General features: G+C 57.5%; 22 protein-coding genes. 14 read left to right on the forward strand and 8 right to left on the reverse strand.

The features are described from left to right. Positions 1-76: 76 nt before the first annotated feature. Positions 77-2,941, reverse strand: a complete 2,865-nt coding sequence (locus tag ACPWMG_RS13420; protein ID WP_483305136.1) for an ATP-binding protein — start codon at positions 2,939-2,941, stop codon at positions 77-79. A 244-nt stretch (positions 2,942-3,185) separates the two neighbouring features. On the opposite strand from ACPWMG_RS13420, the gene ACPWMG_RS13425 reads away from it, so the two are divergent. From ACPWMG_RS13425 to ACPWMG_RS13435, 3 genes are all read left to right on the forward strand, one after another. Then, on the forward strand, positions 3,186-3,950 hold the full coding sequence (locus ACPWMG_RS13425; RefSeq protein ID WP_483305137.1) for an SDR family oxidoreductase: 765 nt from the start codon (positions 3,186-3,188) through the stop codon (positions 3,948-3,950). 10 nt (positions 3,951-3,960) lie between these two features. After that, positions 3,961-4,887 (forward strand): alpha/beta fold hydrolase, encoded by a 927-nt coding sequence (locus ACPWMG_RS13430; RefSeq protein WP_483305245.1) that lies wholly within the window; start codon positions 3,961-3,963, stop codon positions 4,885-4,887. Between the two features lie 399 nt (positions 4,888-5,286). Further along, positions 5,287-7,602 (forward strand): diguanylate cyclase domain-containing protein, encoded by a 2,316-nt coding sequence (locus ACPWMG_RS13435; RefSeq protein WP_483305138.1) that lies wholly within the window; start codon positions 5,287-5,289, stop codon positions 7,600-7,602. A gap of 112 nt (positions 7,603-7,714) precedes the next feature. On the opposite strand, the gene ACPWMG_RS13440 is transcribed toward ACPWMG_RS13435, so the two are convergent. Further along, a complete protein-coding gene (locus ACPWMG_RS13440) occupies positions 7,715-8,866 on the reverse strand; it encodes a PEP-CTERM sorting domain-containing protein (RefSeq protein WP_483305140.1) in 1,152 nt (383 codons plus the stop codon). A gap of 145 nt (positions 8,867-9,011) precedes the next feature. On the opposite strand from ACPWMG_RS13440, the gene ACPWMG_RS13445 reads away from it, so the two are divergent. Beyond that, entirely contained in the window at positions 9,012-9,173 is a 162-nt protein-coding gene (locus ACPWMG_RS13445) for a hypothetical protein (RefSeq protein WP_483305141.1), read from the forward strand. An 832-nt stretch (positions 9,174-10,005) separates the two neighbouring features. Here ACPWMG_RS13445 and ACPWMG_RS13450 read toward each other — a convergent pair. The 3 genes from ACPWMG_RS13450 to ACPWMG_RS13460 all read right to left on the reverse strand — a co-directional run bounded on the left by ACPWMG_RS13450 (position 10,006) and on the right by ACPWMG_RS13460 (position 11,577). Next, positions 10,006-10,182 (reverse strand): hypothetical protein, encoded by a 177-nt coding sequence (locus tag ACPWMG_RS13450; protein WP_483305142.1) that lies wholly within the window; start codon positions 10,180-10,182, stop codon positions 10,006-10,008. A gap of 447 nt (positions 10,183-10,629) precedes the next feature. Then, the gene (locus tag ACPWMG_RS13455; protein WP_483305143.1) at positions 10,630-10,914 is read right to left on the reverse strand and encodes an H-NS histone family protein; all 285 of its coding nucleotides are present in this window, start codon (positions 10,912-10,914) and stop codon (positions 10,630-10,632) included. A gap of 426 nt (positions 10,915-11,340) precedes the next feature. Further along, positions 11,341-11,577, reverse strand: coding sequence for a hypothetical protein (locus tag ACPWMG_RS13460; protein WP_483305144.1), 237 nt, complete (start codon positions 11,575-11,577; stop codon positions 11,341-11,343). A 1,303-nt stretch (positions 11,578-12,880) separates the two neighbouring features. Here ACPWMG_RS13460 and ACPWMG_RS13465 point away from each other — a divergent pair. From ACPWMG_RS13465 to ACPWMG_RS13485, 5 genes are all read left to right on the forward strand, one after another. Next, the gene (locus ACPWMG_RS13465; RefSeq protein WP_483305145.1) at positions 12,881-14,254 is read left to right on the forward strand and encodes an MHYT domain-containing protein; all 1,374 of its coding nucleotides are present in this window, start codon (positions 12,881-12,883) and stop codon (positions 14,252-14,254) included. Between the two features lie 334 nt (positions 14,255-14,588). Beyond that, on the forward strand, positions 14,589-15,002 hold the full coding sequence (locus ACPWMG_RS13470; protein ID WP_483305146.1) for a WapI family immunity protein: 414 nt from the start codon (positions 14,589-14,591) through the stop codon (positions 15,000-15,002). 805 nt (positions 15,003-15,807) lie between these two features. After that, complete coding sequence (locus ACPWMG_RS13475) at positions 15,808-17,208, forward strand: DUF1254 domain-containing protein (protein WP_483305147.1); 1,401 nt, start codon at positions 15,808-15,810, stop codon at positions 17,206-17,208. 121 nt (positions 17,209-17,329) lie between these two features. Beyond that, positions 17,330-18,703: a DUF1254 domain-containing protein gene (locus ACPWMG_RS13480; protein ID WP_483305148.1), complete on the forward strand. Its 1,374-nt coding sequence runs from the start codon at positions 17,330-17,332 to the stop codon at positions 18,701-18,703. 222 nt (positions 18,704-18,925) lie between these two features. Beyond that, the gene (locus ACPWMG_RS13485) at positions 18,926-19,549 is read left to right on the forward strand and encodes a tyrosine-type recombinase/integrase (protein ID WP_483305149.1); all 624 of its coding nucleotides are present in this window, start codon (positions 18,926-18,928) and stop codon (positions 19,547-19,549) included. Positions 19,550-19,735: 186 nt separating this feature from the next. Here ACPWMG_RS13485 and ACPWMG_RS13490 read toward each other — a convergent pair whose 3' ends face one another. Next, complete coding sequence (locus ACPWMG_RS13490) at positions 19,736-20,776, reverse strand: DNA-binding protein (RefSeq protein WP_483305150.1); 1,041 nt, start codon at positions 20,774-20,776, stop codon at positions 19,736-19,738. Positions 20,777-20,897: 121 nt separating this feature from the next. Between ACPWMG_RS13490 and ACPWMG_RS13495 the strand changes: the two genes are divergently transcribed. From ACPWMG_RS13495 to ACPWMG_RS13505, 3 genes are all read left to right on the forward strand, one after another. Then, positions 20,898-21,998 carry a tyrosine-type recombinase/integrase gene (locus ACPWMG_RS13495; protein ID WP_483305151.1) on the forward strand — a complete coding sequence of 367 codons (1,101 nt, stop codon included), beginning with the start codon at positions 20,898-20,900 and terminating at the stop codon, positions 21,996-21,998. A gap of 308 nt (positions 21,999-22,306) precedes the next feature. After that, positions 22,307-22,540 (forward strand): hypothetical protein, encoded by a 234-nt coding sequence (locus ACPWMG_RS13500; protein ID WP_483305152.1) that lies wholly within the window; start codon positions 22,307-22,309, stop codon positions 22,538-22,540. A 314-nt stretch (positions 22,541-22,854) separates the two neighbouring features. Beyond that, positions 22,855-23,313, forward strand: a complete 459-nt coding sequence (locus ACPWMG_RS13505) for a phage protein NinX family protein (RefSeq protein ID WP_483300007.1) — start codon at positions 22,855-22,857, stop codon at positions 23,311-23,313. 54 nt (positions 23,314-23,367) lie between these two features. Here the strand turns inward: ACPWMG_RS13505 and ACPWMG_RS13510 are convergent, their stop codons facing one another. Both ACPWMG_RS13510 and ACPWMG_RS13515 read right to left on the reverse strand, forming a co-directional pair. Next, positions 23,368-23,742, reverse strand: coding sequence for a response regulator (locus ACPWMG_RS13510; RefSeq protein ID WP_483300008.1), 375 nt, complete (start codon positions 23,740-23,742; stop codon positions 23,368-23,370). A 68-nt stretch (positions 23,743-23,810) separates the two neighbouring features. Continuing rightward, positions 23,811-24,287, reverse strand: a complete 477-nt coding sequence (locus tag ACPWMG_RS13515) for a DUF892 family protein (protein WP_483300009.1) — start codon at positions 24,285-24,287, stop codon at positions 23,811-23,813. 239 nt (positions 24,288-24,526) lie between these two features. Between ACPWMG_RS13515 and ACPWMG_RS13520 the strand changes: the two genes are divergently transcribed. Continuing rightward, positions 24,527-24,742, forward strand: coding sequence for a hypothetical protein (locus ACPWMG_RS13520; protein WP_483300010.1), 216 nt, complete (start codon positions 24,527-24,529; stop codon positions 24,740-24,742). A gap of 1,141 nt (positions 24,743-25,883) precedes the next feature. Beyond that, a complete protein-coding gene (locus ACPWMG_RS13525; protein ID WP_483300011.1) occupies positions 25,884-26,126 on the forward strand; it encodes a hypothetical protein in 243 nt (80 codons plus the stop codon). The last annotated feature ends 2 nt before the right edge of the window (positions 26,127-26,128 follow it).

Raw genomic sequence — 26,128 nt, forward strand, 5'->3', positions numbered from 1 at the left:
CATGACTTCGCGGCCGCAGGGCGCGCGTGAATCTTCGTGAATTTGTGGAGGGTGCTGCCCGTAAGCGGGCTCTGCGCTAGGCGTGCAGCCGTGTGTTCAGATCCAGCTCGGCGTTGTACGCTGTGAGCAATTGGTGGGCAGCGCGCAGGTCTGCCGTGGCAAAGCCTTCGTTGAAGCGAGAAAAGGTCGCCCCCACCAGATCGCGCGCCGCTTCGAGTCGTCCTTGGCTGCGCCACAGCCTGGCCAGACTGCAGGCCGTGCGCAATTCCCAAGCCAGAGCGCCTTGTTGCTGCGCCAGTGCCAAAGACTGCTCGAAGACCGCCTCCGCCAGGGCGGCTGAAGTCTGCGCGCGGTCTTGCCACAGCCGCTCACCGTGCACCCGCAGAATTTCAGGCGCACACCAGCCGGCCAAGCCGTTTTGGGCACGCGCCAGGGTCGCTCGGCTGAAAAATGCGCCACCCAGAGTGCCCATGCAGTCCAGCACTTTGGTGTGCTGGGTTTCCAAGGGTGACAGGGTTGCCGTAGCGTCAGGGCAGGCCCAGGCGTCGCCCAACGCCACCACCGCTAGATAGCTTTGCGCCCAAGCGGCCCAATAGGTGGACGCGTGGCAACGAGCCAAATCCTGTAGACGCGTGGCCCACGACTCGGCTTCCGCGATGTTGCCGCTCCAAAACGCGATGGGGCAAGCAGCGATGCCGATGGCCTGCATGTGCGCGATGGGATGTTCCTGGGCTGCGCGCCCCACGCATGCTGCCGCCATGCTCGCCGCTTGGTCGGCTACCCCTTGAAGCCACAGCGTGCGCGACAGCACGATGCCCATGGAAACCGGCCGCGACACCGGGCTGGCGTAGATGACCGGCAACTGGACATCGTTATGACGCAGAACCTCGTGGGCCAAGCGCGTGGAGGCGTCGTATTCACCCATGAAGTGCAGCGCCTGAGCGCAGAGCCGGTCGCCCAGCAGCATGGCGAATCGATCCTGCATGCGTTCACCGAGGTCGCGCACCTGATGGGCAGCGGCGTTGGCCGCCAGGTAGTTGCCAGTGCCAAAGGTGCCCACCCAGGTGCTGTAGAACGCGGCGATCTGGTAGCGGGGCTGGCCCAACTGTTCGGCCAATTCGAGCGTTCTTTTCAAGAAACCCGCTTCTACAGACTGTGGCCGTGCGGAGTGGCCGCTGTTGAAACACGAAGCGGCGTTGAGCTGAAGCTCCATCAGCGGCTGCGGTGTGGGCAAGAGATGAATGTGGGCGAGCGCGATTTCAACACGTTTGTGGTAGCCGTCGAGCTGCCCCAGTTCGCGCACGAGGCCGACCGCCGTGGCGGTCAACGCCACGCCGATGGTCAGGTCACCATCGGGCAAAAAGCACCAGTCGAGTGCGGCGCGAATGTCATCCATCAGGTGGGCGTAGGTGCCCACCCAGAGGTTGCGCGACATGCGGTCCCAGTCGCTCTCGCAGTTTGCGAGTTGGGCCAGCATCTGAAGAGCATAACGGTGGAACACGGCGCGGTGTTCGTCGCTTTGCTGCAGACGTTCCATCGCAAAGGCACGGGTGGTTTCCAGCATCCGGTAGCGCACGTCATGGGCGCAGGCTTCAATGGTTTCGATGGCCACCAGGGATTTGGCCGCAAGGTTGAGCACCACTTCGGCCGTTGCCGCGCGGTCGTCGGCCTCGGTTGCTGCGAGGGCTGTTGCCGACTCCAGGGTGAACCCGGCTTTGAAAACTGCAAGTCTGCGCAGCACCGTTTGCTCGAATGGCGACAGCAACGCATAGCTCCAGTCCACCAGGGCTCGAAGGGTGCGGTGGCGCGGTATGGCGGTGCGGCGGCCACGCGTCAACAGCAACAGGTGCTCGTCAATGCGCGATGCCAGTCCCTCAAGCCTGAGAGCGTCGATGCGTGCGGCAGCCAGTTCAATCGCGAGCGGAATGCCATCAAGACGCCAGCAGACGTCACGCAATACGGGGGCCAGGTCGTCTGTCAGAACAAAGGACTCTGATGCCGCCGATGCTCTTTGCACGAACAATTGTGCCGCCGCTGATTCAAGTGCCTGCGCTGCATTCAACGGGCCGGAGGCTGGCGGCAACTGGAGCGACGCCAAACGGTAAACCCATTCGTCCGCCACGTTCAGCGGCTCGCGGCTGGTGATGAGGATGGCCAACTCTGTTGTGGCCGTGAGCAGCATCTCCACCAACGCCGCAGCCGCCTCGATCACATGTTCGCAGTTGTCCAGCACCAGCAGCATATGGCTGTCCGCCAGGTAGGCGGCGAGGGCGGTGCGAGCGGTCGGCAGGTCCGGCGATGTGCCGGATACGCCCAACGCCAGGGCCACGGTGCTCGCCAGCAGGGTGGGGTCGGTCACGGGCGTGAAGTCGACAAAGCGCACGCCATCTCGGTAGTTAAGGGCCAGTTCATCTGCCACTGCCAACGCTGTGGTTGTCTTGCCCATGCCGCCGGGGCCGGTAACCGTGACCAGGCGCCGCTTTGCAAGCATGGCGGCTACGCTTTGCAAGGCCTCGTCGCGACCGATCAGGCGTGTGCGTGTGAATGGCAGCGAAGGCAGAGGGCCTGTGGCGGAAGAGGAGACGCCGATTGCGGGCAGGTCAGCCTCTTTGCTGACGGCAGCCACAAAACAGTAGCCGCGCCCCGGTATGTTGGTGATGTAGCGCGCCCCTTCCAGCCCGTCGCCCAAAGCCTTGCGCAAGGCTGAGATGTGCGCCCGCAAGCTTGTTTCTTCGACGATCGTACGTGGCCATACGAGGCTTTCCAGGTCGCGGCGGCTGATGACTTCGCCTGGCCGGTCAACCAGTGCGATCAGCAGGTCCAGCGCGCGGCTCCCAAGCCGGACGGGTCGGCCTCGGTCCAGTAGCTGCCTCTGGGTTTTGAATAGCCGGAAGGTGCCGAAGCTCAGAGCCTGGCTGGTTTCCGGAACTGGCTGATGCAACACAAGTAATCCCGTTCGTAGGCTGATGCCTGATGGCTCAGCGACAAATTTCTATCGTAGGTGATTTCCCTGGGGAATGCCAGCGGCTACCGCATCGCGGTTCCACGCTTCATAAGCATGCGAATGAATGCTTCACGTCGTTTCACATCGATTTACTCGCGCATTAGAGGGGCGAGTCAAACAATTCATCACACCGCACCAAGTTGTCTTTCATTCGGCGTGCGGCTCATCAAGGGGAACAATCATGAATCGCCTAGCGGGAAAAGTAGCAATCATCACCGGTGCCAGTTCGGGAATCGGCCATGCATGCGCAGAGTTATTCGCAAGTGAAGGGGCACGTGTGGTGGTGGGGGCTCGTCGCAAAGAAGAGTTGGCGCAACTGGTCGCAAAAATTGAAAAAGCGGGCGGGAGCGCTGTGGCGCTGGCGGGAGACGTGCGCTCGGAGGCCTATGCGATCGCCTTGGTCGATCTGGCGGTCCAACGTTTTGGCCGACTCGACATTGCCTTCAACAACGCCGGCACATTGGGGGAGGGCGGGGCCAGCACTGGCGTCTCCGAGCAGGGGTGGAGCGACGCCCTCGCCATCAATTTGACGGGAGCCTTTCTGGGTGCGAAGCACCAAATCGCACAAATGTTGAAGAACGGTGGCGGCTCGGTGATCTTTACCTCGACCTTTGTGGGCTACACCTTCGCCTTTCCGGGTGTGGCGGCCTACGCGGCCAGCAAGTCGGGCCTCATCGGTTTGACCCAGGCGCTGGCAGCCGAATTTGGCGCGCAGCAGGTGCGCGTGAACGCCATCCTGCCCGGCGCGGTGGACACCGACATGTACCGCAGCATGAACAACACACCCGAGTCGCAATCTTTCGTCACCAACCTGCATGCGCTCAAACGCGTGGCCACGCCTAAAGAACTGGCGCAATCGGTTCTGTATCTGGCCTCTGATGAGTCCTCTTTTGTCACTGGCACCGCTTCTTTGGTGGACGGCGGCGCCTCCATTACCCGCACCTGAAGGAATAACCATGTTAGTCAAACTATTCGCTGCCGTGACCACTGCTCTGACACTGCTGCTGGCCAGCACACTACCGGCGCAGGCCCAGGTCAAGCCTTTTCCAAAATCATTTCGTACCCAGTCCATCGAAACGGAAGGCGCCACTTTGCACGTGCGTGTCGGTGGCAAGGGCCCGGCCGTTGTCTTGATCCATGGCTTTGGTGACACTGGCGACATGTGGGCGCCACTGGCGGCTGCTCTGGCACAGGAGCACACGGTAGTGGTGCCCGATTTACGTGGCATGGGCCTGTCGTCCAAGCCTGAAGCGGGATATGAAAAACGTAACCAAGCAGGCGATATTCGAGCGGTGTTGAACAAGCTCAACATTGACCAAGCCGACATCGTGGGCCACGACATCGGCACTATGGTCGCGTATGCATATGCCGCGCGCTACCCGGAAAAAACCAGCAAGTTGATTGTGATGGATGCCCCCGTTCCTGGCGTGCCCCCATGGGACCAAATCATCTTGACGCCGGCGCTCTGGCATTTCAACTTTGGCGGCAACGACGCCTTGCGCTTGGTCAAAGGACGTGAGCGCATCTACCTGGACCGTTTCTGGAATGAGTTTGCGGGCGACCCGTCCAAAGTCGACAACGCGACGCGCGTCCATTACGCCAAACTCTACGCACAGCCCGGCGCCATGAAGGCTGCCTTTTCGCAGTTCTTATCTATTCAGCAGGATGCCAAGGACAACCTTGAAGCCGTGAAAACGAAACTGACCATGCCGGTTCTCGCCATCGGCGGAGAAAAGTCGTTTGGCGCCATGGAAGCCGTTGTGATGCGTAATGCCGCAAACAATGTCACCGAACTGGTGGTTCCTCGCTCTGGTCATTGGTTGATGGAAGAAGCGCCCGAGGCCACTATCAAAGCGGTGGTTGAGTTTTTGAATAACCAGTAAGAAGCAGGGGCGGGAGCCTTTCCGGGCAAGTAAATGCCGGTATGCGTCAAACGCTGAGAACTGCTGAAGTGCGCCCGTTGCCCCCATTTCAGCAGCGGCGTGCACCATGGTGAATGAATGGTTACGCGTGCGGTTTCGTGACTGTCCAGCTTCCAATGCCATTCTCTGGAAGCCTGGATTTTTGCAGCAGCCGAACACAAGGCTGACTGGTGAACTCTAATTGGACAGGGCGTGGCGTGGAATCCGTCTTTTAGACTGCTGTGAGGCAGCCCCACGAGTAAAAGCCGGAGGTTTATTGCTTCCAAAAGTTCAAGTTGAATGCTCTTACGCCGATAAATAGCAAGGGCGGGTACAGATCCTCGACCCCGTGATGCCTTTTCCGAATCCGTTGGAGCCCAGTTGACTCGTTCTTTAGATAACCACACGTTTTTCAAGCATGCATGGACAGGTCTCGGCTTCTTTCTGGGTATCACGCTAGGGCTCGGCATCCTTCTGCTGTATGTCAGCCACATCCGCCTCACGGAAGAAGAGGTCAGCCGCCTGCAGACCCAGGCGAACGTCCTGGCCGATAACCTTGCCGGCCAGCTCGAAGGAATAGACAGCGCCCTGGCCGGTGTGCTGGAGGGCTCGCCGGTTGTCAACACATCAGGTGCGCCGACTTTGGCGCCCTCACGGCTCAAGGCTTTGGCGGATGCCATTCCGGGGGTTCGCAGTATTGCTGTGCTGGATGCGACGGGCACGATGGTGCTGACCGATCGGGCGGAGCTACGCGGCAAGAATTTCCGCGAGTTGGCCTACTTCACGGTGCCGCAGAAAGACCGGGACTTCAGCCGGCTGTACGTGAGCCCGCCATTCCGGTCTGCAGAAGGGGTGTATTCGGTCAACTTGAGCAAAGCCATTGTGGGCAGCAACGGAAAGTTTGCCGGAGTTGCGACTGCCAGCCTGAGTCCCAGATACTTCGAGACGCTGACCAAGACAGTGCTTTATGCCCCCGACATGCAGGTCAGCATCGTGCACAGCTCGGGCCGCCTGTTCGTGGATGCGCACCACAACGAGGTGGCGCTTGGGAGTGATCTGAGTGACGAAACATCATTATTCAGTCAGCACTTGGCCGGCGGCGGGGACGAGTCGACCTTCGAGGGCGCCACCAGAGAGGGACGCTTGACGGTCTTGCGTACTGTGGCTCCTTTGCCTTTGCGTATGGACTCGCCGCTCGTGCTTCAGCTGAGCCGTAAGTCATCGGCCATTGATGGTGCCTGGCACGTCAATATGTTATTGGGCGTGGCCTTGTACGCTTTGGTCGCCATAAGCAGTGTGGCAGCTCTTTTTCTGGCTCAACGAAGAGCCGAGACGGCCAGCCATGGCGCTATGGAGCGCGCACGCCTGGAGCGCGAGAACGCATTGCGCCTTGAGTTCGGCCTGGAGAGCGCCGCATTGGGATTGTGGGACTTGCGCATCGACTTGAACGCCTTGACCGTGAACGACCGAGAGCTGGAAATGCTGGGGTATGGCTACGGCGAGATGGAACTCTCTGTCGAAAACTGTCGCAAGCTGGTGCACCCCGATGACTTGAGGTCGGTGTACGTTGGCTTTCAAGCGCACCTCAAGACCAGCTACAAGCCCTATCGCGTGATGCACCGCATGCTGCACAAAGATGGGCGCGTGATCTGGATGTTGGCGCACATTCTGGTCATCGAGGTCGACCAGCACGGCAAGCCTGTGCGCATACTGGGCACGCACATGGATATCACCGAACGTATACAGATAGACGCCGCATTGCGCGATTCAGAACAGCGTCTGGCGCTGGCCATGGAGACCGGCCACATGGGGCTTGTCGACTGGCATATGCAGACCGACGAGGTGTTGTTCAACGACCGCGCGTATGAAATCCTGGGCTTGAAATCCGAGGATGAAGGTCTGAGTTTTCCGCAGTGGATCGCCTTGCGGCACCCGGATGATGTGGAGCAGACAAACACGGCGCTGCAGCAGATGCTGAAGGGCACACTGCCCACGGCCGACATCGAATACCGCGTGCGCCACGCAGACGGGCGTTACCTGTGGGTGCACTTGCGAGCGGAAACCATTGAACGCGGGCCGCAGAATGAGCCCCTGCGGGTGATGGCGACATTCCGCGACGTGGACGCGCAAAAGGCCGCCGAGCTTGAGCTCAAGCGGCTCAATGAACAGTTGGAGTTGCTCACCGTCACCGATGGCCTCACCGGCGTGGGTAACCGGCGCCTGTTTGACAAAACGCTGCAGGAGGAGTGGCAGCGTTGCGCGCGGCAAGGCTTGCCGCTGGGTCTGATGATGATCGACATCGACCACTTCAAAAAGTACAACGACACCTACGGTCACCAGGGCGGTGACGCCGTGCTGGCCAACGTCGCGCAGATCTTGAAAAAATGCGTGAAACGTTCGGGTGAACTGGTCGCCCGCTACGGAGGAGAAGAATTCGCTCTGCTGCTGCCAGGCAGCGATACCGCGGCCGCTTCAGCCGTAGCGCAGCGTTGCGTAGACGCGCTGCAAAAAGCCCAGATTCCGCACAAGGCATCTCCGGTGTCGCCATGGGTGTCGCTCAGTATTGGTGTCGCGAGCGTGGTGCCTCAGGCCGGCCATGCGCCCGCAGACTTCGTGAAAACGGCAGATGCCGCGCTATACGAGGCCAAGGACGCCGGTCGGAACCGCTTTGAAGTCGCGGGTGGCGCTACTGTATGAACTAGAAGCTCTTGGCTTAGTCGGATGAGGCCATTGGTCAGCCAGTCTGGTCGTGCATTTACTTTACAAATCCTGTAGTAAAAACTCGCGATGACCAGCGTGCACAAGCTACTTAGGCCTGCGTCGGGGCAACGGGGATGTCGCCGCAGGCGACGGTTCTGTTGCGGCGGCGGGCCCAGCTCAGCGCCCCCAAACCGACGACGAGCAGAGCGGCAGACTGTGGCTCGGGTACCGTCTGCGTCAGCGCGTCGGGCACCAGCAGCACGGAGACGCAGTCGGTCCAGACGGCTGATACGTCTTGGGCCTTACAAGCCCGGGCGCTGATTTCGCCCAGCTCGTTGATGCTACTGGCGTCGACGATGTTCCAGCCGTCCACGAGGTTGGTGATGTCGTTGAGGTACTGGAACGCACCATCGTCGTACAGATAGCCTAAACCCGAGCCTATTGCGCCTTGCTTGCCGACCACCTGACCCAACTCGTTGATGCCGTTGACCAGCACGCTGCCACCCACCACCCCGCGAATGGCCTCGCCCTGGGCGTTGTATTGCGTTGTGTCATCGCGGAAACTGGTGAGCACGCCTTGGTCGTAGAAAAAGCCGTTGTTGCCGTAGGAGCCGGCCAACTGGCCCTCGTCATTCAAGGCACCGGCCGTCAGCCCCTGGTACGGCAGATACTGGACCTGGCCGTTGACGTCGATCAGGTTCACTTTGTTGCCTTGCATGACAGCCATGCTGCCGTTGTCGCTGAACGCCCCAAACAGGCCCGCCTTCTGAGTAATCACCGCGCCGGTGGCGACGTCCATCCTGCCGCTGAAGGAGTCGTTGAAAAGCTCGCTGTACCACTGCACCGCCAGCTCGCCGCTGTTGTTGATGCCAACGGGCATCGTATACGCGTAGTACGGATCGCCGCTGATCGGGTTGTAGGAGATGACATTCTGTCTCGCAAAGCTGCGCACGGCGCCGTCGTGATAGACGAAGTTCAACAGTTGGGTGCCGTTCCCCATCACGCCATAGGCATCGCCAGCGTTGTTCAAGCCGAGCAGATTCATGGACCAGCCCGCCGGCGCCGTGACCAGGTTGGTGAAGGTGCCGCTGCGGCTGTCGTACAGCGCGGTGCCCGACACCGCCTGGCCCAGATCATTGAAGGCCGAGTAATTGTGGCCCCCGGGCAGCACGGAGATGTTGTAGATGGTAGGCGCCGCCGTGGCTTGCAGCGTGGCCAAGGTGAGGGCGGTTGCGAACAGGGTGGAGAAGGTGCAGTTCATGGTGTTATGGGAACGTGATAGACGGGATGGCGCTTAGTGTCTACAGCGCCCTGCACGCCGTCTGTGATGAACCTCACCGAGTAAACCAAGGGTAAACCCTTGATAAATCCGCAGTCGCAGAAAGCAAATGCTGGAGATGGACCGGGTGCGAACGCCAAACGCCGCGCTAGAACGTAAGCTCGAAATCCAGCGGGAGCATGCCGAAGCCAGCGACACGCGTCTGCAGCAGGTGGTACTGGAACTGACAGCGGCACACGTCCCGGGGCCGTTCACGCAAGAGGTTCGACGCGAACAAGAATGGCTTTAACTACGCTACGGCAGAGCGGTGATAAGTCTCAGGAGCTGCTACACCAAACAACTAGCAAGCTGATAAATGTGCCGCTTTGTTAGATTTTCCGTCGGTTCGCTGACTGCGACCTAGTAGTTGGGGCCGGACTCAGCCGCAGACCCAAAAGCACGACCTAAATTCCCAAATCTCTCCGAAAAGTTGCCCATTTCTGTCGCCGTAACTCGGTGTGAAAACCGTCAGATAAACCCGGCCGAACTCGGAGTAGAGATTTCTGACGTAAAACAGTTTTTTTAGTACGTGTCTTTCTGTTGGGTCACTGTTTTAGTACGTACTTTGTTGTCGGCTCACTACTGAGGTTCCTTTTATAAAGCAAATTCTGATTTATACGATGTATATTATGTAAAGTTAGCAATCGCTAACAATCAGGTGTCATGGCTCCCAATTGTTGCGGCCTGCCTACTTATGTTGGCCGACGGCAGGAATTTTGACCATCAAACCGTAAGTAACACTCGCCATGCGAGGTGTTCTCATAACAAAATTTCGTCGAATGGTCAGTTTGCCCTCGAGAGCCGAATTGAAACCACGGCACTCCTACTACTTCGAACTGATAGGCCTACTCTTTAAACCAATTGCTGCCGCATTGGCAGTCCGACAAAAAATCGGCCGTGCATCCAAGTTGGTTCGTCAAAGTCAAGCTTGGTCCAGTTGACGCCATCTGCGATAGAAAAAGTACGAAAGTCCACTACAAAAAAGAGCGTCTCTGCTCATGAGAACCTCCCGCCGCATGCAGGCACGCTTGAGCGCTAGATCGATGACTGCGCCGCTCTAAGCCATAGGCATTTTTAATAGTTTAAAACGGCGACGGGGCTGCAATAGGGAAATGATTTGCTTCATAAGCTTCGACCTGACGGCCCATTTGCTCCAGCCGTTCGCCCTCCGCAGAACCCGGATCAGGGTTGAAGTCGATTAGCTGGGCAACCATCGCCAGCATGACCTTATAGTCCTCTTCGGAGAGGTTGGCGCACATTGCCACGATGCTTACCTCATTTGGTTTGATCGAGTGTTCATGGCGAATTCACAATCCTTATGCTCGAAACCTTGGCGACTATATCTTGGCCGTTACCAACGGCGATATCAAGTGTTCTTTTTTCCAGATGGTTTCCCGATGGGCTTCGGCCCATTTTTACCCGGGTATGTCTTGACCATCGCAGCGGTGACAGGCTGGCCTTCCATTCCTCCAGTACCGGCAGCTGTACTTGTGCGGCGTCTCGCGTAGTGCCAGCCAAGTGCGTTCGGGAGTTGGCCTCCTCAAGCTCGGAGCGCATGTTCCCAGCGGAGAGTTGACTATTGAAGACCACGCCCTGCCCGCTGAGGCCCATTCCTCTTTTTAGTGAAATGAGCATATTTCATCAGCACTTTGATTTCGAGCACAACGACCGGAGATCGACACTGGTCGGCGCGTACTTCGGCGAAGTCAGATCAGGTACGGCGCGCGGTCTTTATCGGCGATCCAGGTGGGAGCCACGCCACGGCCGCTCCACGTCGCACCCGTTTCTGGATTCCGGTATTCGGGTGCAACGGCCTTGACCGGTCGCGGACCAACCTTTGCCGACGTGAATACTTGGTTTGGCGTGAATTCGAAAAGCCCGACGATCGCAAGCACTTGTTGAAGAGCTTCTTTGCGTTCGACCTTTCCCGCCTTTGCAATTTGCGCATTGAGTGCTTCGCGTTGGGCCAGGAGTTCTTTGTATGTCGTCATGTTTGCGGCTGCCTCACATTGGGTTGTTGAAATTCTGGAGGACACGTGACGTTTGCTAACCAAGCATCGTGTCCAGCTCTCTTTGCAAAGAATGACCTCGGAATAGTTTATGCCCCCTGGGGGGACGGTATCTTGGGGGGTTAAAGTTCTACCGCAACACCGAAGAACAGTATGGCGGCGACAAAATTCTTGCGCATTTGAGCCTGTTTTATCGGGGTGAGGGTCGTGGCCGAGTGATCCCAATGGGAGAAGGCGTTCCGTTGCAGTTTGATCCCGGGCCACATCCTCCGTCACTGGCAAAGTGATCTCTGTCCGCGCGGCCAAGTGAGGAAATTCAGTTCCGGCCTCCTACGCCCATGTCGTCGAGAGTGAAATAGCCCCGAGAACGCTCCCGTTTGGAACCCACCTTTGGCAGTGCTACGAGTTTCAGAGCAGATATTTATGAGCCAGCTTGTCGAGTTCCCCGCTTAAAAAGTCCGCCGTCTTTTCCAGCTTCTGGCACTCGTGCAATAGCGCGTCTGTGGGTGGAGTGCCGCCGCTTTCCAGTGCCCGCTGAAATGCGGTGGTCAGCGCCTCGCGAGCCGCCCTCGCCTGCACATTGGCTGAATGCCATTCGCGGCGCAGAATCTTCCAAGCTTCAAGTGGGCTGAGCTGCTTCGACATGCCGACCTCCTCCGTATTGGGAGGCTCCAGTATGACCGAACAGGTCAGCCCGCCGTTGGAGCGGGCCAGCGACTTGCCTTGCGGTACTGCCGAGTGGCTGTTTTGACCTCTCGATGAGCGGCTGGGCATGGCCCGCGAGACCCAGTTATGTAGTTCAACACGGGCTGGAATCAGCTATCCCAATCTGCGATGAGTTGGCAGGAATTAAACTCCCTTCTCCCAAAGGCCGGCTCCCTCGCCCGCTTACGCGGGCATTTTTTTGCCCTATAGCGAATTTCTTTTGCGGCTTCGGTGGAGAACCCCGCCATGATGCGCCCCCCTCGCGACGATAGCAAAGCCGCGACCTTGTTCACCTTCTTTGGCGGTCTTCTCGGCTGGGGCTCAGAGTGAGGATATTGGCAATCTTTCTAACGGAGCACTACTTCAGTGTAAGAAACAATAGAACGCTTACCAGTGCAAACCCACAAACTGTGAGGCCAGCAATGAACAAGACGACATGCCTATCTGCGGCTAAACCGCGACGCCCCGGTGCCTCCTTGCTGATACCAATTAGCCTCGACCATACGGTGCTGTCGCTGGTGGACGCGCGCTCGAAAGTGTCACATCTGATTTTGTCGATAGCTGTCATGATGTCCCCTCGTAGCCGCTATTTGTAGGGAAGCATGGTCGGCCAAACGGCGACGAGAAACGTGGCTTAACTGTCAACTCTGCGCCCCTCGCGGAGCAGCATCCTGCGATGCAGCACAACTACGGTTTCAAGTTGACGCGACACCCCACCATCTCCCGAAGTGGGCGCATCGACCTCAACAACATATCGCCGCCGCCCTTGGTGCGGGGAGTGCCCGTGTGGGTGTATCACGCATGGTAGGTTCCAGCGGATCTACGTGCCTATCCCTCCCGATCATCAGAGGCCTTGGGAAGATGCATTGCCGCCAATGCAGCGCCCTGCGGCGCACCCGTCTATGTCGCCTTTAGGATTGGTGCCAGCAACGCTACAGCCGTCATGAGGATTGCGGTCGGAGTGGTAGCGCCAAAGAGCTCTCCTCCGGCGAAGGGGAATTACCGTTTCACAGGCAACACTGAGCAGTTACAGCAATTTGGATCTCTCTGCTCGTCTCCTTGGACAAAGGCATACCAGTTGGCTTGAAAAAATGAGACAAAACTCTCGTGCAATGGCGGCACGTGCCCTTGGGCGGTCTTGACTTATTGTGGTTAGCTGAGTTCAATGTCTCCAGGTCCTTGCCCCTGACGAAGAATCAGCCAGCCCTACGGACTGGCTGACCACAAGCTGTCATCAGCCTTTATGAGTCCACCTTTCATCGCAGTGCAGTATGACGCGGTAACCGTCGGGCTTTCGTTCATCCTTGCCAGCTTTGCTTCGTACGTGGCGCTGGCGATCGCCAAGCGGGTTCGAAATAGCGATTCCGCGCTTACCCTTGGCTGGTGGATTGCTGGCTCGTTCGCCATGGGCACCGGCATATGGGCGACCCATTTTGTGGGGATGATGGCCATGTCGGCGCCCTTCTCCATAGGCTTCTCTTACAGCGCGACCGCTCTCTCTTGGTTTGCCGCGTTGGGCGCATCGGCGACCGCCTATTTCATCGCCGCGCGGCCCAGATTGACCTACGGGCGACTAGCCGGGGGCGCAGCCGTGATGGGCAGTGGGATCTCGGCCATGCACTACATCGGCATGCTGGGTATGGACATGACGCCTTCGATCACATGGGATGTCAATTGGGTTATTTTTTCCGTGGTGATCGCGATAGCCGCTTCCACCGTTGCGTTGCTGATCTTTTTTGAACTGTCAAAACTCAGCGGAGCTCCCACGCGCATCGGGCAATTGACGGCTGCTTTGGTGATGGCAACTGCGGTCTGCGGCATGCACTACTCTGGAATGGTTGCCGCCAGCTTTCCATTTGGCTCGATGTGCCGCAGCGCTGGTGAATTGGGTGGTGATCGCTTGGTTTGGTCAGTCACCGGTGCAACCATATTGCTTCTCGCACAAACGCTGTTCATCTCGATATTGGAAACCCGCATGCAGCGCAACGCGTCGCGCCGAGAAGCTACCTGGAGAACGAAAGAAAAATCTCTTCAAAAGCTGGCGTTCCGCGACCCCCTTACTGGCTTGCCGAATAGATTGCTATTGGACGACCGTTTGAATCTGGCCATTGAGCGCTGCACTCGTGATGAAACCCGTCTGGCCTTGCTGTTCATTGATTTGGATGGGTTCAAACCTGTGAATGACACCTTTGGGCACCGCATCGGGGATGCACTACTGGTCGAGGTTTCGCGCCGACTGACGGCGAATGCCCGCGCCACTGATACGGTTGCGCGCCTGGGTGGAGATGAATTCTTGGTGTTGCTGGAAGGCAATCCCGACACGGACGCCACTACCGATGTGGCGCAGCGCATCATTGATGATTTGAAGCTACCGTTCTTGTCGGCGGGCCTGACGTGTCAGATTTCATGCTCCATTGGGATCACGACCTACCCAGACGGCAGCCCACGGGACGACCTCATAGCCCACGCGGATGCTGCGATGTACTCAGCGAAACGAGCCGGCGGGTCAGCATATGCGATCTTTCAACCCAGCATGCTGGGCGCTGGAGGGCATTCCAAATCCACAAGGAACGAAACAAACTCGCGACCGTTCGGGCAAGCAATCAAGCAACGATAGCCACTATCAAATTTCTGGCTAACTATGCCACTTCGGGCATCCGGCAAAACTGCAACGGAATTCATTGGTCTACGTCACGTCGGACGTACGCAAGAAAGCGATAGAACGCATGGGCCAGACGCGCAACGGTTTAATTGAGGACGCGCTCTTGTTGCCGCCGAAGTGGCGATCGTGCCGATTGAGTGTCGGCTTTCGCTGCTGAGCAGTACCTATTCAACACGGACTGCTTAGGCCGGAAAAGCAACTGAAAGCGCTTGGCCGCCTGAGCTACGATTGTCGGTATCGGCCAAGACCAGACATTCGTTAGTCATGCACGTCTAAGACCTCTCAAGCGATGAAGCTATTCACGAACTCATTTTCAGTAAACCTTGACCCTCTTCGCGTTGTCGACAAAGAGGATTGGGTGCGTGTTCATGTCACGGCGAAGGCAGATGTTTTCGCTGGAGACTTCGAGGCCTGGCTGCAGCTCAATGACTTGGTCCGTTTTAAAACTGAGCTTGAGCATATGGATGCCAATATTGGCAAGTCGAATTCAGCACAGTTGGTAAGTCATGAACCGGGAGTCGAAGTAACGCTGAGCATGCGACCCCTCGGGCAAATTGAGGGCTCATATGTCTTTGAAAACGAAAACACCGGCAGTGGGTCAACAAAGCTGTCTGGCTCGTTCGAGCTTGACCAAAGCTATTTGCTCGCCCTCACGAGCAGCGTTGAATCTTTGATACTTGAGTTAGGTGGCGCTAGCTCCTAACGGCCACAACCTGACACTGAGCTTGAAACATGGACCTTGCTGCGCTTGGAGTTCAAATTACGGCGAAGAGGGATGCCCGGATTCTCACGATTTACTCACTGCGATTGCCGTCTGACCAAGAGGAGTCGACGCTTCTCTCTCTGTTGGAGGCTATCCCAGACGGTTCGGAATTGAGCGCTGTTGACCCAGAGACAGGCGATGGCTCGATAGACGCCAGACGAATCAGAGGAGTATGGGAAACGAAACGCGGACGCCACGGCGCTCACGGAAGCTGGAAGCCAGCATCCTTGGCAGATGCCGTTGCATGGCTTCTTCCCGGTGCGCTTGCCGCTAAGAGGCATGCAAAATCGGGGTACTACGGCATCACGCTTTTGGTCCCAAATCGGGATTGACCTTAGCGTCGTTCAGCACACCTCAAGCTTCCGCTTAAGAGCAGGTCGTACGGCAGCAAAGGGCCCACAGCGGAAGTAGCTCTTGCTCCATTGCCGACATTCAGCGGAAAAAATGTGAGCTTGGCAGTGGTGGCCACAGGTTCGGTCGTGCGTCTTCGGATAGGCGCCACTCGAATTTATCCCTAGGCCTGCTGTTGCTGACAGGGGAATGGGTTGACTCCAACATGTATTTCATACGTTTGCATCCCATAATGAACAAGGGGCTCAGTGCTCGGGGCTGTCGTTCTCCTGGGCGCCTACATGTGGAAACCGGTCTGCTGTAGTCCTGTTAAACCAGTATCCTGTGCCCGTGACTGTCGTTTGTGCATTTGCAATGCCCGTTTCCTGCCCACCATAATTTGGAGAGCTAAGAGATGATTTATAGACGTACGCTCGGTATCTTTTTAGCAGGCCTCGCCTGTCTTACAGCAGCCCAGACAGCATCGTCGGCCGCCACGCTAACACCCAAGGAAGCACGAGCCATAGCAAAGGATGCCTACATCTACGGCTTCCCCATGGAAGACAGTTACCGCACGATGTATGCCTTTTCGATTGCCAAAGGCAATCCAGAGTACAAAGGGCCGTTCAACTCTGTCTTGAACATTGCGCGTGTTTTCACACCGGAAGACAAGGGTTTCGTCACACCGAACTCCGACACACCGTACACGTTTCTTGGCCTAGACCTGCGCGCCGAGCCGATTGTGTTGACCATCCCCGCCATTGAAAAGAACCGTTACTACGTGTTCCAGATGATGGACCTGTACACCTTCAACTTCGACTACCTGGGTACCCGGACCACGGGAAATGCCGGTGGCAACTTTCTCATCGCCGGCCCGCGTTGGAAAGGCAAGACTCCCAAGGGCATCACCAAGGTGATTCGGTCTGAGACCGAAATGATAAATGTCATTGGGCGTACGCAGTTGTTCAACCCGGCCGACCTGGACAACGTGAAAAAGATTCAGGCGGGCTACAAAGTGCAACCGCTCTCCGCTTTTTCCGGTACCGCAGCACCGTCCGCGCCACCCGAACCGAACTGGGTCAAACCCCTGAGCCCCACTGAGCAACGCACATCGTTGGAATTCTTCAATGTCCTGAATTTTGTGCTGCAGTTCGCGCCTACCCACACCAGTGAGAAGGCGTTACGAACCCGCTTTGCACGTATTGGTGTCGAGCCAGGCAAACAGATTGATGTGGCTGCGCTACCTGCCGATATCAAAACTGCCATGCAGGAGGGAATAGCCGACGGGCAGAAGGAGATTGACGCACGCCGCAGTGAGCTGGGCGGAAAAATTGACACCTTGTTCGGCACCCGGGCCTACATGAAAAACAATTACCTGAATCGCGCAGTCGGCGCACAGGTCGGCATCGGTGCCAATTCGCGTGAAGAGGCGCTGTACCCCATCTACGAGAAAGATGCAGATGGTCAAGTGCTGGATGGCAGTAAGGGGCGCTATGAATTGCGCTTCGCCAAGGGCCAGTTCCCGCCAGTGAACGCCTTCTGGTCGCTCACCATGTACGACCTGCCGAGCCAATTGCTTGTCAAGAACGACCTGAACCGTTACCTCATCAATGCTCCCATGTTGCCTGACTTGAAGAAGGATGCAGATGGTGGTTTGACCATCTACATTCAGAACGAGTCCCCTGGGCAAGACAAGGAAGCCAACTGGTTACCAGCACCGAAGGGGCCTTTCATGTTGACAATGCGCTACTACCTTCCGAAGCCAGAGCTCCTAAGCGGTCAGTGGAAATCGCCTGTCGTCCAGTCCGTTAAATAGCGGTCGAAACATCGAGCAGACGTGCGCAAAAAGCTCGGCGGTGTACCGAGCACGCTCAAAGCCCCTCACGCTGCGAGCTCATCTTTCACTCACGCATCAGGCAACCTAAAAGAGGCAAAAAATGTCGTTGAGATTTAAGCTGGTCGCTGCCATGACCGCAAGCATGACTCTGCTTTCCGCTGTACCGGCGGTCGCACAAACAGCACCCGGGCCGGCTCAGGTCCGCGTCATCGCCAAGGAGGCTTACATCTACTCCTTTGCCATGCTCGAGAACTACAACACCATGTACAAGCAGCTCGCCAACCCGGCCGCACGTGAATACACCGGTGGCTTTGGCAAATACCGTCATTACTCCGAGGCCTATACCCCCGATAACCACGACGTAGTTACACCTAACAACGACACACCTTACTCCTGGGCATGGCTAGACCTACGTAGTGAACCGTGGATAGTCACCGTGCCGGAGGTTGCGAACAACCGCTACTACGTGCAACAGTGGGTCGACCTCTTCACCTACAACTTTGCTTATGTCGGCTCCAGAGCCACGGGCAACAGCGCTGGTAGCTTCATGATTGCGGGCCCCCACTGGAAAGGGCAAACGCCACCTGGTATCAAAAAGGTGTTCCGCTCGGAGACAGACATTGTCATGACGTTGACCCGCACCGCATTGGACGGACCAGAAGACGTGGATGCTGTAAAGGCTGTGCAAGCGGGGATGCAACTACAGCCCCTGAGCAGCTTTGTAAAAAAAGATGCGCCACCTCCAGCTTCGGCTATCGTCTTTCCGCCTTACGACGCAGCCAAGGCACGCTCGCATGATTTCATCACCTACCTGAACTTTTTACTGCAGTACACCCAGCCAGTGCACAAAAGCGAAGTGGCGTTGATGAAGCGCTTTTCTTCCATTGGTATCGGCCCTGGTCGTTCGTTTGATGCTTCGAGCCTTCCAGCGGCAACCCTAGCCGCTATTGATGCTGGGGTAAAGGACGCACAAGATGCCTTGGCTGCAAAGGCGAAAGTGACGCTTTCGTCTAACGGCTTGTTCGGAACACGTGCAGACCTGAGGAACGACTACCTCACCAGAGCCATTGCGGCAGAGAAAGGCTTGTACGGGAATTCGTTGGTCGAAGCTTGGTATGGCGGCTATGTCGGTGATGGCAGCCAACTGCAGACCATTCACTTTGCACCTGGCCAATTGCCACCCGCCAAGTTCTTCTGGTCCATCACCCTGTACACGTTGCCAGACCGATTTTTGTTTGCCAACGACCTCAAGCGTTACTCCATCGGCGACAGGACCAAGGGCCTGAAGCGTGATGCAGATGGCGGTTTGACCCTATACATCGGCAATAAGTCACCAGGACCTGATAAAGAGTCCAACTGGCTACCTGCCCCGAACGGCAAATACAGCGCGGTAGGTCGCGTTTACGGCCCTAGCAAGGCGGCCATGGATGGCACCTGGAAGCTACCGCCACTGACACCTGTTGCCAGTCAGTAAGTCCGGCGACGGAGCGACTCGCAGGATTCCAATTGTCCGGTGTCGCGCGGCCGCCTAGCGACACCATAAATGTCGCGACAAGGCGCCGGCTCCGGCTCTGAATAGCCGGGCACTTGAACGACCGCTGTTGCCGTTTTTGCTCTTTCGAGGTTCGTCGCACCATATCGTGGCGACGTCCGTCAACACGAGGCGGCGCCGTCGCACCTTCGATAGGAGCACATCATGGAGCATGATAAAACGACTAACCCTGCGACCCCATGGAACAAGGGGAAAATCGTCGGCCAAAAGGCGCCCTTCAAGATCAGGGATATCTGGGCCATTCGGGTCCGACTGCAGGTGCAATCAAGGAAACGTGAGCTGGCCTTGTTCAATCTAGGATTGGACAGCAAGCTGCGGGGTTGCGATCTTGTAAAACTCCGTGTTCGCGACGTTTGCCATGGCTCGGCGATTGCCAGTCGGGCGACCATCATGCAGCAGAAAACGCATCGCCCGGTTCAATTTGAACTCACTTCGGCAACCCGAGATGCGCTTGAGGCTTGGGTGCATGACGTGCCATTGCTGGCCGACGACTACCTGTTTCCGAGCAGACTTCACGCCTCTGTTCACATTGGAACGCGGCAATATGCCCGCATTGTTCATGGTTGGGCCAATGAAATAGGGCTGGATACGACAGAGTTTGGAACGCATTCCATGCGACGGACCAAAGCAACGTTGATCTACCGTAGAACCAAGAACTTGCGTGCCGTCCAACTCTTGCTCGGGCACACCAAGTTGGAAAGCACGGTTCGCTATCTTGGGATAGAGGTAGAGGACGCCTTGGAAATTTCAGAGCAGACTGAGCTTTGATACAACGGCCGGCAGCGGCGACCTAACGCTCGACTGTCGGCTTTTCTACGCACACGCGTCGTTCGCCGCGATGGCCCGGCCGGCTGCTTCCGCTGCAAAGCGGCTGTACGCCAACGTTCATCAGCGCTGGCCTGGTCACGCAAAACAGGAATTACGGACTACCGCCGACCAGCATATGTCCAGCGTTCACCTCGTTTTCTTCGAGCGCGATTTTTCCGCACCTTTCGACGTCGCTTTACCGGTCGGTTGATGTTCTGTCGCTGTGAGCTGCGATAGGCTGGACTTCCATTCTTCCAGCACCTGTAGCCGCACCTGGGCCGCGTCACGCGCGGAGCCAACCAACTGCGTCCGGGTGTTGGCTTCCACAAGCTCGGCGCGCAGGGCCTCTAGCTGTTGCTCTAGCGCTGTAGCTTTCACGTCTGCCCCTTGCAGTTGACTCTCTAGGACGCCGCGCGCCGCCGTCAGTCCCAGCACTTCCTGCTGTAGACGGGTTTCGGTGGCTTCTGCACGCTCCCGCTGGGTTTCGAGCTTGCGCTCCAGCGCGGCGTTTGCCGTGCGCACGCGATCCACCTCCAGCAGCTGCTTGTGCAGGTCGTCCTGGGCTCGCTGGCCAGCATCCTTTATCTGCGCAGCATGCGTCTGCTGAAGCGCGTCTAGCGCGCGTTGGTGTTCCGTCTTGGTTTGGTGGGCCTGCTGCAGCAGCGTTTGGAGGGCCAGTTCGCGAGCCTCCAACCGAGTGCTCAAGCCGGCCTGGTGCACCTCGGCCGCCTGTAACTGGCCTGCCAGGCGATGCCGTTCTGTTTCACTCGACTGCAGTTGTTCGATGGTTTTTTCGTGGGCGTGGTGTACGGCCGCCAGTTGCGATTGGCACTCGGCCAGTTCCGCACGCATGCGCTCAATGTCGTCGAGCGCCTTGCTGCGCAGGGCGGCCAGGTCGTCAAGGGCGAGCGTGGTGGCCTCTTGCCAGAGTTGCTCGACGGCCACCGTGGCGGCCGAACGCAGACTGGCCGGCAGGCTGCCCTGCCCGTCCACTTGGTCTCGCACGCCGAGTCGCGCCCCTAGCGTTGCAAACCAGGCGTCCAGCAGCGGCGTGATGGTGTTTGGCGAGCCCCGGCCCATGTGTTGGCGCACACGCTCGATCGTTGGCTTTTCGCCAACGGCGATCAAGGCGTCGGCCGAGGCCCAGACATCGGTTTGTTGCACGCCGCGCGTAGTTTTCGTGGCCATCGCCCTACTCCTTCGTGTTTTTTATCAGCGATAATTTGTATTTATCATGGTCTATTGGTGATTTGCGTATCTATTCCAACATAATACATAAATATAAATACATATAAAGGGTTTGAACCTTATGCGCCTTCCCGTTTTGCGCCCCGCTCCGGCCTTGCAGCCGGCAGAACTGTCGGACGTCACGGCCAAGGCCGTCGAAGAGCTGCTGCGCGAAGGTGAATCGCAAAACACCCTGGCCAGCTACCGTTCGGCGCTGCGTTATTGGGCGGCCTGGTTCGGTCTGCGTTACGGGCGACAGATTAGCTTGCCGCTGCCCGTGCCGGCCGTGCTGCAGTTCATCGTCGACCACGCCCAGCGCAGCACGCCCAAGGGCTTGGTGCATGAGCTTCCGCTGGCCACCGATGTTGCCCTGGTCGCGGGCAAGTTCAAGGGCAAGCTGGGGCCGATGGCATTGAACACCTTGGTGCACCGCATCGCCGTGTTGTCCAAGGCGCATCAACTGCGCGAGATGAAGAACCCCTGCCAGGATCCCAAGGTGCGCGACCTGCTGGCGATGACGCGCCGCGCGTTTGTGAAGCGCGGGGTCGTGGTCCACAAAAAGGAAGCGCTGACACGCGATCCGCTATTGGCGATGCTGGCCACCTGTGATGATTCGCTAGGCGGCAAACGCGACCGCGCCCTCCTCCTCTTCGCCTGGGCCAGCGGTGGTCGGCGGCGCTCGGAAGTGGCGGCCGCTGACATGGCGTTTTTACGCGTTGTCGGGCCGCAGCGTTACACCTACACGCTAACCCACTCTAAGACCAACCAATCCGGCGTGGAACGCAGCGAGAACGTCAAACCGGTGGAAGGGATGGCTGGCGTGGCGCTGGCGGACTGGCTGGCGGCCGCAGCGGTGATCAGTGGACCGATCTTCCGGCAGGTGCGCAAAGGTGGGCATTTGGGTGGTCCGCTCTCCCCCGCGGCAGTACGGGACATCGTTTTGCATCGAAGTTTGCTCGCTGGCTTGCCGGACGGTTACTCCGCTCACTCGTTGCGCTCGGGCTTTGTCACTGAAGCCGGGCGGCAGCAAGTGCCATTGGCGGAGACCATGGCAATGACCGGCCATGTCAGCGTGGCTAGTGTCGTCGGGTACTTCCGAACCGACGCGCCCCAGAGGGGGGCGTCGCTATTGGAGCAAAACGGTAGGGCGGGAGATGAGGCTCGCTTTGGAACCCCTACCTAGATACCTACCGTCGCAAACACACTAGACGCGAAGGACCGCCGACAGGCAATAGCTTACGGTGACTCCCGCGGGCTAAATTCCCCCGAGCATGAACGACGCGTCACAGCCTGAAGAAGCTGGCTTCGGTGACGGCTCTGCAGCGATAGCAGCCGGTCGGACAACCGCCGCGAACGACGCGTTTCCGCCCGAAGCAGAAGTTTGCCGTTCTCTAGTCACCTTCGGCCATTCTGCTTACCGGAGCAGGGACTATAGTGACAACTTCAGCTACTGGGGCTTCAAGGCGCAGAGTCTATTTTTAGGAGCCCGCCATGACCCAAGACTCATCCGTGGTAGCACTTCTCAATGCTGTCTTCAAGGAGCAAGCGGCCCTTGTCGTCATGGACAAGCTTTACTACAACTTTGTAGTGAAAATGCTGAGCTATCAGACAGGTACGAGCGAGGCTCCAACAATGGAGGAATTCGCGGAATGGCGCGACGCTGTTGACCGTTGCATTGAGTTCTCACGCCTCCGAGGCTTAATCAAATCGACAGGCTTCCCATGAGTCCGCTTAAGGCCGAATTCTGTGTGAAGCCTAGTCGACTCGGTCGGCCCCGGGCGGAAGTTCACCATGCTCTGAGGCAGTCATTGCCTTGAAATGATTGTGCTCGCCCTGGCGACTACATCAGGCTGTATTCGATATTAGGTAGCAGAACCACGCATCGTTTCAGGCTTTCGCCTAGTTTAAAGATGGACGCTGGTGAGTTTGCAATGCTGAAAGGACTACGACTACTCGCTGACACCGACTACTGCGCCATCGTCTTTTCGGTGCGCTAATAGTGTGTGGACCAACGGTGGCCCGCTGTCTAAAGGCTCATCATGAAAGTGTCAGACCTCAGTGGCCATTTGCTCGACGACTGGGTAGCCCGCAGTCATGGTTGGACCAAATACCTGGATACAAAAAACATATGGTGGTGGCGCGAGAAAGTCGTAGATGACGATGTAGGTGTGCTGCAGACGCCGTGCGACTCTTATCAGCCCTCGGCGGATTGGAACTCCGGAGGAGCGCTGCTGGACGCCGCGGGCATTTTTGTGTTCAAGGAAGAGATTCGGCATGACAACGGAGCGTACGTGTCGCGCTACACCTCCGGAAGGTCGATTTCCCGAGAAGGTGTGTCGCGTGAGGGCCGAGGGCAAATGGGCGGGAGCACCTACCTCGAGGCCGGCATGAGAACCTATGTTTTTCTGTGGTTCGGCTGGGATGTTGAAGACCAGCCAAATTGGGCGGATTACCCCAAGTATCCCGGTGACCCGGGTTACCTCGTCAAACTGCAATAGCGGACCACAGACATAACCTGTTCAAGGTCTGCGGGTGACAGCTAAGTTTGACCGCTACACGTCTGTAAGCGAGACGCAAAGGTTGAAGAAGTCATCCAATTCCGTAGATTTATCAAACACGGCATCCGCCCCGAGAGCCAAGCAATTGCGGCGAATGTCTGAAGTGGCGTAGTTGGTTAGAACAACGACTTTTTGATTTTTCCTGCGTCGGCGGCAAGAGCTCAGGACTTCCAGGCCGGACCCTTGTCGAAGGAAAAGGTCGATGATGGCCAGTTGCCACTCTTCATTATGTTGAACGAGAGCCTCCGTCGCCTCAGCAGCCGTTTCCACTACGGCGATGACGTCCACCCCTGCCAGCTCGGACATAGCGGGAATCAAGGTGTCCCGTATGGTCTGACTGTCTTCGACAAGGATGGCATTGAGAGACATAAGAGCGAATAGAAGTTGGGAGAAGTATCTTTTGCCGTTCCGGCCAGTGGGCGAAACGACTACGGAAATTAATCGGTGGCCGCGTCGATGTTGACTGACGTCTCCGCCAGTTGGGACATAAACCCATCGCTGCCGTAGATTTCTTTCACGGCACCCTCGAGCGTTTTTTGGTCACCCTTTAAACCCAGGCCCTTGGCAAAGGCGGCGGCCGTACCGAACCCGGCGATGCCGTAATGCGTCATGCGCTGGTATTGCGCAATGATGATGGCGTCCAGCACCGGGCCTTTTTTCGGCGCTTCTTCGGTGGTGTGTTTGGTGGCTTCGGCCACCAAGCCTTCCATCCCTTTGCAATGCTCTTTCGACACCTTCTCGCCATTGGAGGCAAGGAGCTCCTTGAGGATGCCGGTGTGCTTTGTGATGCCTTCCTGCGAGCTAGAGAGCATGCTCTGCAAGTTTTTGTCCGAGGCCTTCGTCGAGATTTTCTTGAGGCAGCGGAGCATTTGGTCATTGGCCGACCACAGGTCTTTCAACTCGTCGGTGTACAAATCTTTGAGGTTTTCAGGGGTAGACATTAAATTTCCTTGTAGTGAACCCTCACCTTAGGCGACCCTGGGCGTGATAAGTGCAGCCGACTGCCCGTATGTATGTAGGCCAGTACGACGGTTGGTTCGCGAACCCATTCAAGGGCTCTTGCCCGTCCCGCACAGCGGCGCCCAGACAAGCGAGATAATGGAGACCGCTACTGGGGCATCAAGGCGCAGAGTTATCTTCAGGAGCCACTGTCATGCGCCAAAACTCATCCCTCGAATCGCTACGCGACGCCATCTTTCGGGAGCAGGCCGCTCTCACTGTTATGGACCAGCTGTACTGCGATTTCGTCGTCAAAATGCTCAACTACCAGACGGGCAAAGGCGATGCCCCCACCTTGGAAGAATTCGCGAACTGGCGCACGAGCGTCGACCAGCGTATTGAATACTCGCGTCTTCGAGGCTTGATGTAGATTCAGTGATGCCCCCCGGTTCGGTGCTGGCGAACCGGTCAACAGAAGCTTGGAAGTGCGTTGGTGCCGCTGGCGGCCATCAAGGTAGTCGCTCCAGCATCGGTATTCAAACGTTTTTGCGGTCCTCTCGTGCCTTTGAGAAAACCGCCTACAAAGAGCTGCGGCCGAAGAAGCGACGATGTCTCTCAACTAGAGGAGTCAGCATTGCTAGATGCACACGTTATTGAGACAACCGACCCGCTCAAAAGATTGGCGTTGATGACCGCCGACGGGCGATGCGCCGTTTTCTCGTGCGTCTCGGGCCCACGATTGGAAGTCGGCGATGTGCTGGCCGGGCCCGTTCTGGAGCATGGAAAAGTCCGTCTCGTGCACGAATCAGGGATGTTCGACGCCGTAGGGGAAACGGGCCCGCTCGACCTGGAAGGTGCACTGGTTGCGTTTCTTCACCACTCCAAATAAGAACCACCATCGAACCTTTGGTCAGCTTCGTCCTTACAGCTCGGGGCATCGCCTCAGAATTTTCAGTTCCGTTGTTCGAGGGTTTCGGAGTGACTGGCAGCTTCTGGCCGATAGTACCTATTCGCCAGTCATGAGCAAACGTCCGCACCCAGCCTGAAGCAGTCGTCTGCGGGAAATCCTCTGCAACGATAGCCGCTGGTCGGACTACCGCCGCGAACGATGCGTTTGCGTAGAAAAGCCGACAATCGAATGCCGGTGAACCGCACTCGACACCTTCTTTCAAGGCTCAGTTTGCTCTTCAATTTTCAAGGCATCCTCGACCTGTAAAGCGATATAACTAATCGTACTGGTATTCCTTCTTCGCTCAATCGGCTCCGCGAGGCTAAAGAACGCTGGTTAAGGGTCAACAAAGCCATATCGATCACGAACTAACCTAATTTATGTGTTTGGAAGTTGACACTCGCCTCATCAAACAGCCTGCCGTACTGACTTGCTTATTTCGCAACGCGCGACATCGCGCGCTCGTCCTACGCCCGACCGCGTGTTTTAGCCGACATACAGCGTCAAACAACCGAATCACTCTGGTGGTGTAGCAGCCGTCCTCATCGGTTCGTCCTGACGCGCTCCATTTCTCACCTATTTTTCCGCATGGTTGAAGTCCCATGCGGTCGGAGCATTCATCATGAAGATTGACCTCAACACCTCCCCAAGTTGGAGCACTGCCGCATTCGGTAGCGACGCCGACACTTCCCCGGTTGAACTGGCGGCGTTGGGTGAACATCTGCATCACTGTCGCGGCAGTCGCGTCAAACTATTCACGCTGCGCTGCCTTGCCGAAAGCATGAACGGCTTCTTCGGGTCGCGTTTTGTGACCACGCTGGCCCTGGCCGCGGTTGTCATCGGTATTTGCGCCGCGGTTCTGTAAAG

The sequence above is a fragment of the Hydrophilobacter chitinilyticus genome (assembly GCF_049860745.1).
Taxonomy (GTDB): domain Bacteria; phylum Pseudomonadota; class Gammaproteobacteria; order Burkholderiales; family Burkholderiaceae_C; genus Rhodoferax_B.